This is a genomic window from Gordonibacter sp., from assembly GCF_036667095.1.
Lineage (GTDB): Bacteria > Actinomycetota > Coriobacteriia > Coriobacteriales > Eggerthellaceae > Gordonibacter.
In genome coordinates this window covers 2,758-10,751 of record NZ_JAVWUP010000084.1, presented here as the reverse complement: position 1 = coordinate 10,751, position 7,994 = coordinate 2,758, and the positions used below count along the sequence as shown (strand labels likewise).

The window sequence follows — 7,994 nt, the reverse complement described above, 5'->3', positions numbered from 1 at the left end:
CCACCGAGGAATCCGAGGCTCAAAACAGGGCCGCATTCAAAAACTTGGTAGCTGATTTTACCGACGATACGCTGTTGCGCAATGCGTCGGTCGAGCGATGGGACGATCTTTTCGACCGCCTCACCCAAGGCAACAGCGAACGCCTTGTTATCGTGATCGATGAATTCCAGTATCTCGGCAAAGCCAATGTTGCGTTCCCCTCGATATTCCAACGGATATGGGACACGGTGTTAAGCAAAAGAAACGTGATGGTGGTGCTGTGCGGCTCTCTTATATCCCTGATGCTTGCACAGACGCTTTCTTACGAAAGTCCACTTTATGGCAGGCGAACGGCCCAAATACGAATGGGGCAGATACCTTTTTCGTACTATGGCGAATTCTTCGACGATTTGTCCAAGCGCGATCTGGTTGAGCGCTATAGCGTGACGGGCGGTGTGCCGAAGTACATCGAACTTTTCAAGGATAAGGCCGATGTTTTAGATGCAATCCAAGCTAATGTGCTCAACCGCAACAGCTTTCTCTACGATGAGGCAAACTTTCTCTTGCAGAAGGAAGTTGGGGAGGTGGGAACCTATTTTTCCCTTATCAAGGCAATTGCGGCGGGGAACCGAAAGTTGGGTGCCATGGCAAGTGTGTTGGAGGTCAAGCAGACAAGCCTGTCTAAATATTTAAAAACACTTGTCGATTTGGATATTCTTGAACGAGAAGTTCCAGCGACTGAACTGCGGCCAGAGAAGAGCAAAAAGGGGCTTTACCGCATCAAAGACAACTATCTTTTGTTTTGGTTTCGCTACGTATTCCCGAATCTTGGTTTGCTTGAATCAGGGCACTCCGATGTGGTGATGAGTCGAATCCGGGCGAACTTCATTGATGGGCATGTTGGCTACGTGTACGAATCAGTCTGTTGCGAAAAAGTATGGGAAGCCGCTGCGAAAGGGAGATGGCCCTTTACTCCAGCAAAGGTAGGCCGCTGGTGGGGAATCCGTGACGTGGAAATTGACCTCGTGGCTGTTGATGCTTCGGGGGAGGGTATCGTGTTTGGCGAGTGCAAGTTTTGGAAAGGCCCGGTCGGGGTAAATGTTCTACGTGACCTTGAACGGAAGGCAGCCGTGGTTCCGCATAAGGCCGAACAGATAGGGTATGCGTTGTTCAGCATCGAAGGGTTCACCGACGAGCTGCGCTCTTTGGCGGCCGGGCGCGCTGACGTGCTGCTGATGGAGTAGCTAGGCGGTGCGTTGCTGGTCTCGATGGTCTAAAACCAGAAATGTCGTTGCTTGTGCTTTAAAGGGAGCGTCAGGGCTTGCCCACCATAAAGGCTGAGGGAGTTCGCACCAAGAACTGCTCGATCTGTTCGAGGCCTTCGGCGTTCAGGCCGTTCCTATTGAAACTCCCCGTCGCGGATGACGCATTCGTCGTCCAGGTAGAGGGTGGGAGCGAGCACGATGCCGTCGAGGTGGCAGTCTGCTTTTGTGGTGCCGCCGAACGAGGTGTTGGTGCCGAAAGCCACATGGACCGTGCCGTATATCTTCTCGTCTTCCAGAATGATGCCACAGAGCTTCGCGCACTCGTTTGTGCCGATGCCCAGCTCGGCGATGGTGCCATTTTCGGGTCGGTCGAACAGGACGGAGAGCTGGTCGGCATAGGGGCCGTCCGCGTTGCCGCCTTCGATATGCGTGAGGCAACCCTGTTCGAGGTGCGCGACGAGGGGTTGGGGCAGCAATCCGATGCCCACCATCGAGCCATCGATGAGGACCGTGCCGCTCGCGCCCTTCTCGACCGGCGCGATATAGGCTTCGCCCGAGGGGAAGTTGCCGCTCGCGCCCGGCTCGCGGTACACGCCGGGGCTTGCAACGCCGTTGCGGTCGGCGAGATCGAGAGTCAGCACGTGGCCTCCCTTTTCGATGCGCGCCGTGCGGGCTTTCGTTAAGCGCTCGGTGAGCGCGTGCGTGATGCGTTCGACCTGCGCGTAATCGGCGCAAGCGGCACCGTCGCGCAGCATGTCCATGGTTATGCTCGGCATGGTGACGACGCGCGTACCCGCTTGCGCAGCTGCGATGCGCGCATTCGTGTGCGTGATGGATTTTGCCGTCGGGCACAGCGCGACGTCGGCAGCCTTCATTGCTGCGGCAACCGCCGCAGGGGGCTCTTCGCCCGAAACGCGGCCTTCGGGCATCTGCATCAGCAGTGCCGATCGCCCTAGCGTGCGCGCGGCCGTGTAGAACAGCAGGCCCACCTCGTAGGTTGCGTCGTCGGTCACCACGAGAAGCGTCTCATCGGCCCTCAGTGCGAGGTTCGTCTCAAGGATCATCTGTGCTCGTTGCGCGATATTCATTCTATAACCAATCCAATCATTAAATCAGCAGTCAATTTTTCGCGTTCGAAAAAATGGCTGCAAATGTTTCACGTGAAACATCCGGGGACCGTCTGCTCGATTCGGGTTTGCGCATAAAATCGGCGAGCCTTCGCGGTTACGCTTCCGGGTTCTCTGCCGGCAGCGCGCCCATTGTTTGCAGATGGGCGAACGAACCGTAGCGTGCTTGGAAGCGGTCGAACTCCTCCGTATCGTAGAAGGAGCACGTTCCCTCGCCGAATGCCTTGGCGGCCTCGATCATGAAGGAGCCGGCTTCGTCGAGGTCGGTCACATGGGTGGCTCCGGTCGCGCAGCCAGGAACGGCCGTCTGGGTGGTGATGGCCACGCCGACGACGGGCGCGGCGGTTGCGGTGGCCGGCTGCAGGATAGAATTCAGATGGTACAGGCCGTTGCCGTAGGGCGTGATGTCGGCCATGGACAGCGGGAAGGTGCTAGCGGGGCGCCCGGTTGCGATCTCGGCCAAGCCCACCAGGTCATCGCTGACGCGCAGGATGCACCCTTGCAGCACGGTCGGAGAGATCATGAACCCGCGCTCGTTCATGATGCGGTTGCCCTTCGTCGTGTCAACGACCAGCACCGCATCGGCCGCCCAGGGCCCTTGCGCTTCCGCACCGCCCATCTCCTCGCGGTTCACGTCGGCGGTAGCCACGGGCGACCCCATGAAGGGCACGGGTTCGTGGGGGGAGGTAGGAGCATGTGGGCATACGTGCGTGGAAAGCACCACGTCGCCCGCCAGCACGTCGCCGCGCGCATGCATCGAGAGCAGTTTGGCAGCGCACGCCAGTACCGTGAGCGCGCCATCGCCGTCGGATACGAAGCCGATGCGTTCGGGACGCGCACCCAGCCCACCCAGGCGACCCAGAAGCGCAATGGTGGGGGCTTCCCCGCCGGTCGAGCGCCCGTGTGCGCCGGGGATGCGCACGCGCACCATGTCGGTGGACCCCTTAGGTCCTTCAAGCACGTATGTTTTCGCATCGCATGCAGGGTTGACCCCGCGCAGGAACGCAACCGCCGCCTCTCCGCTCGCAGCAGGCGAGTCCAGTACGTCGTACAGGTCTATCAGTTGCTTGAGTATCATAGGGAGCGCTCCTTGGACGTCGTTTTTTCATTCTCCCAAAGGATACAGGCAATCTTCGGAAGAGGGAAAGACAAAGGGAAGGCGAAGCGAAAAAACGAATACAAGCGCCCGTCTTGCTCCCGGTTGCTCCCGGTTGTCAGGTTTAACTTTGAATTAACCGGGTGTATGCGGGTAGGCGGGCAGACGTCAAGTACAATGCCCCCTAGAGACGTTCTGCCGTTTGAAAGGACCCATCCAAACATGAGACGAATGATCGGCATCAAAGAGATCGAGGACATGGCGCTGGGCGCAACCGTCTTGGGCGCTGGCGGCGGCGGCGACCCGTACGTCGGCAAGCTCATGGCTATCGAGGCTATCAAGAAGTACGGCGAGGTTGAGCTTATCACCCCCGACGAAGTACCCGACGATGCACTGGTCGTCGTTTCGCAGATGATGGGTGCCCCTACCATTATGGTAGAGAAGATATGCAGCGGGTTGGAGCCCATGGCCACCTACGATGAGCTGGTGCGCGAACTGGGCCAAGAAGCCTACGCCATCTACGCGGTCGAGGCGGGCGGCGTGAACTCAACCATTCCGTTCATCCTCGCGGCTACGCGCCGCATCCCCGTGGTCGACTGCGACCTGATGGGCCGTGCGTTCCCTGAACTGCAGATGACCACGCTGGGCATCAACGGCGTAAAGGGTCAGCCGGCGGTGCTTGCCGACGAGAAGGGCAACACCACTACCGTGCGCGGCATCGACGACAAGTGGCTCGAGCGCATCGCGCGCCAGGCCACGTCGGTCATGGGCGGCTACACCATCCTGGCTTCGTATCCCTGCTCAGGCAAGCAATTGAAGGATTTCTGCATTCCGAACACGCCGACGCTCTGCGAGGAAATCGGCCGCACGTTGCGCGAGGCGCGCGAAAGCCATGCCGACCCCATCGATGCCATGCTGGGCGTGACAAAGGGATTCCGTCTGTTCCGCGGCAAAGTGGTGGACGTAGAGCGCAAGACCGACGGCATGTTCGTGCGCGGTCAGGCAGTCGTGGACGGCCTCGACGAGGACAAGGGCAGCCAGCTGGTCATCAAATTCCAGAACGAGAACCTTATCGCCCTGCGCGACGGCGAGCCGGTGACCACCTCTCCCGATCTCATTATGTCGCTGGATATGGAGTCGGGTGCTCCGGTAACCACCGAGGGTTTGAAGTACGGCGCCCGTGTGGTGGTAGTGGGAATGCCCTGCGCTTCGCAATGGCGCACGCCCGCGGGATTGGCGGTCGTGGGCCCGCGTGCATTCGGGTACGACGTGGACTACATCCCCGTGGAGGATCGCATGGCGCTGGCGGGGGCGAGCGCGTAATGGGCAAAGACAAGAAGAAGCCCAAGAAGGCCGCAAAATCTCAGAAGGCTTCCAAGGCTAAAAAATCTTCAAAGCTTGTGAAGGCCAAAACGTGCAAGAAGGTCGCCACGTGCAAGCACAAGACACCGTGCAGCAAATGCAGCAAGGTAAGCAACTGTAAGTTTGCCAAGGCTCAAGACAAGAAATCGAAGAGCGAGAACATGGATAACAACATGACGAACGATAACGTGAGCACCGCAGCCGCTGCACCGACGTGGCGTCTGGGCATCGATGTGGGCGGTACGAACACCGATGCCGTCATCATCGACGGCAACTTGAAGCTGGTGGCTTCGACGAAAAGCCCGACAACCGAAGATGTCATGGGCGGTATCAAGGCCGCCATGCACGAAGTGGTTACCCAGATTGGGCCTGAGGCGACCAAGAACATCGGCTTCGCCATGCTGGGCACGACGCACTGCACGAATGCCATCGTCGAGCGCAAGCGTTTGAACAAGGTGGCCGCTGTGCGCATAGGAGCACCGGCGACCACGGCTATCAGCTGCATGGCCGACTGGCCCGACGAGCTGAAGGGCGCCATGCGCGTGCGCGACTTCCTCATCCATGGTGGCCACGAGTTCGATGGCCGCGAGATCAGCGAGCTTTCCGAAGCGGAAATCCGCGAGGTTGCCGCCGCCGTGCGTGCCGACGGGTTCGAGTCCATTGCGGTGACCAGCGTATTCTCTCCGGTATCCGACGTGCACGAGAAGCGCGCCGCAGCGCTTTTGCATGAGGAGTTGGGCGAGGAGTTTCCGGTGTCGCTGTCTTCCGAGATAGGCACGCTGGGTTTTCTCGAGCGAGAGAACGCATCCATCTTAAATGCGGCGCTCTACGACGTGGCGCAAACCACGGCCGACAGTTTTGAGGCCGCGCTGGTTGCTGAAGGCCTCGGGCACGTATCCGTGTACCTGGGCCAAAACGATGGCACGCTTATGTCGGTGGACTATGCGAAACGCTATCCCATCTTCACCATCGCCTGTGGTCCGACGAACTCCATCCGTGGCGCGTCGTTTTTGACAAAGAAGAAAGATGCCGTGGTCGTGGATATTGGCGGTACCACGACCGATGTAGGCGTGTTGGCGCACGGGTTTCCGCGCGAGAGCATGATTGCCGTCGAGATCGGCGATGTACGCACGAATTTCCGCATGCCCGACCTGGTATCAGTGGGCTTGGGCGGCGGCTCCCTTGTACGCAAGCACGACGACGGCAGCGTGACGGTGGGCCCGGGCAGCGTGGGTTATCAGGTTACCTCCAAGGCGCTCTGCTTCGGTGGAGATACGCTTACCGCTACCGATATCGTGGTAGCGAAGGGCCTGGTCGAAGGCGTGGGCGATGCGGACTTGGTAGCTGGTATCGATTCGGAGCTTGTGGAAGCGGCCTACACGGAGATCTCGCGCATCATCGAAGATGCAGTGGATGCCATGAAGACGTCGGCGGGCGATGTGACCGTCATCTTGGTGGGTGGCGGCTCCATCCTGGCTCCCGACTATGTGGAGGGGGCCGACCAGGTGCTGCGTCCGGAGAACTTCGGGGTGGCCAACGCTATCGGATCGGCTATCGCGCAGGTGTCCGGTCAGATCGCTAAAGTGTTCTCGCTTTCCGAGACGCCACGCGACCAGGCCATTGCCGAATCGAAGCAGCGTGCGTGCTCGGAGGCTATCGAAGCCGGGGCGGACCCCGCCACGGTGGAGGTTATCGAGGTGGAGGACATCCCCATGGCCTATCTAGGCGACGCCCTCTGCATTCGCGTGAAGGCGGTCGGCGATCTGATGCTGTAGCGTGACCTGCCCCGTGGAGATATCGTATTCGGCGAAAAGCGTTACCTCGTTTTTACCTGGGGCACGAATGCTTCTGTTAGCTTCTTACCTATCGGTATTGCGTGATGGCCGGAAGCCCCGTGCGCCGGCATCAGACGTTTGAAAGGCGGCCGTTCCATGGGAATGTTCTCGTTCAGCAGCAAAAAGAAGCGCCAGTACGGGCAGGGAGGCAGCTCCCAGTATCAGCAGAAGGGTTTTATGTCGGGCTTTGGGTTCGGCTCGTTCAGCAGCTCCGACCGACGTCGTGCACAGTATGCCAACCAGGGCGGCTACGGACAGCCTATGCAGCAGCATGCCGGCCAGCGACCTGCGCAAAATCCGCTCCAGCAAATCATGCAGCAATTCGGCCAACAGCCGGCGCAGCAGCCGGTGCAGCAGGCACCCGTGGCAAACCATGCGGTACAGCAAGCACCTGCGCCGGCCGCTGCACCGCAGCAAGCGGGTATCGTCTGCGCTTCCTGCAATGCCGCCATTCCGGCGGGCTCGAAATTCTGTCTGCAGTGCGGTACCAAGGTCGAAGAGAAAGCCGGCTTTTGCGCATCGTGTGGCACCTCTCTTCCGGCTGATGCCAAGTTCTGTCCTTCGTGCGGAACGCCCCGGTAGCAGATAGCGAGAGCGCACCCTCTATGGCTCGCTTTGCTCAGCGTCTTGTAGCGCTGCCTTACCGACGCTTCTGCGGGAAAGTCGTGCAGGGTTATCGTATCGGCGCCTGCTTGGGCATCGGAGGTTCGGGCGTGACGTTCGAGGCAGCAGCGCCCGATGGGCGTCCGGTTGCGTTGAAGCTGTTGCGCCCCTTGCGCACTTCCTACGATATCGAGGAAGTATGGCGCGAGGTCGGCCCTTTGGGGAACGTCGCTCACCCCAGTCTTCCTGAATGGCTGGGCATCCTGCGCGACGGGCGCGCTTATTTCATCGTTTTGTCGCGCATGCCGGGGAGGCCGCTCGATAGCTGGCTGTTTGAGGATCGGCATGCCTTCAAAGGTCACGAGTTCGTCGACGTATGTTTGCAGCTGATCGAGGTGTTGGACGTGCTGCATGCCGCGGGGCTGACTCACGGGGACGTGCGCCCTGCCAACGTGCTGTACGACGGCGAGCAGGTTTCGCTGGTCGATTTCGGCTTGAGTCTGGGGGCGGGCGAACGTGCCACGGACATTGCTGGGTTCGCCGACCTGCTGCTTTACCTGCTCTACTCTTCGGTCGAACTCTCTCGGGGCACTCGCACCAAAGCGGAATCGTGGCGCGATGAACTCCCGCTCGAAACCTCTCAGCGACGCTTCCTGGACGATGCCTTTGAGAAGCCGCAAGAATTCGCTGCAAAGGAGCTGCGCTTACGTTTCGTCGAGGCATTCGG

At 59.8% G+C, this 7,994-nt stretch carries 7 protein-coding genes; 5 read left to right on the top strand and 2 right to left on the bottom strand.

Annotated elements, in window-relative coordinates:
• Positions 1-1,223 (top strand): DUF234 domain-containing protein (locus tag RR842_RS08650; protein WP_332729482.1); only part of this gene is annotated, 1,223 nt, incomplete at its 5' end.
• Between the two features lie 155 nt (positions 1,224-1,378).
• Here RR842_RS08650 and RR842_RS08645 read toward each other — a convergent pair.
• Both RR842_RS08645 and RR842_RS08640 read right to left on the bottom strand, forming a co-directional pair.
• The gene (locus RR842_RS08645; RefSeq protein ID WP_332574560.1) at positions 1,379-2,308 is read right to left on the bottom strand and encodes an aminopeptidase; all 930 of its coding nucleotides are present in this window, start codon (positions 2,306-2,308) and stop codon (positions 1,379-1,381) included.
• A gap of 160 nt (positions 2,309-2,468) precedes the next feature.
• On the bottom strand, positions 2,469-3,449 hold the full coding sequence (locus tag RR842_RS08640) for a DUF1177 domain-containing protein (RefSeq protein ID WP_332729481.1): 981 nt from the start codon (positions 3,447-3,449) through the stop codon (positions 2,469-2,471).
• Positions 3,450-3,689: 240 nt separating this feature from the next.
• Between RR842_RS08640 and RR842_RS08635 the strand changes: the two genes are divergently transcribed.
• The 4 genes from RR842_RS08635 to RR842_RS08620 form a co-directional block, all read left to right on the top strand.
• Positions 3,690-4,790 (top strand): DUF917 domain-containing protein, encoded by a 1,101-nt coding sequence (locus tag RR842_RS08635; RefSeq protein WP_332512818.1) that lies wholly within the window; start codon positions 3,690-3,692, stop codon positions 4,788-4,790.
• A gap of 200 nt (positions 4,791-4,990) precedes the next feature.
• The gene (locus RR842_RS08630; protein WP_332565361.1) at positions 4,991-6,604 is read left to right on the top strand and encodes a hydantoinase/oxoprolinase family protein; all 1,614 of its coding nucleotides are present in this window, start codon (positions 4,991-4,993) and stop codon (positions 6,602-6,604) included.
• A 156-nt stretch (positions 6,605-6,760) separates the two neighbouring features.
• A complete protein-coding gene (locus RR842_RS08625; protein WP_332554033.1) occupies positions 6,761-7,246 on the top strand; it encodes a zinc ribbon domain-containing protein in 486 nt (161 codons plus the stop codon).
• A 23-nt stretch (positions 7,247-7,269) separates the two neighbouring features.
• Positions 7,270-7,994: protein kinase (locus tag RR842_RS08620; protein WP_332729480.1), on the top strand; the 725-nt coding region annotated here is incomplete at its 3' end.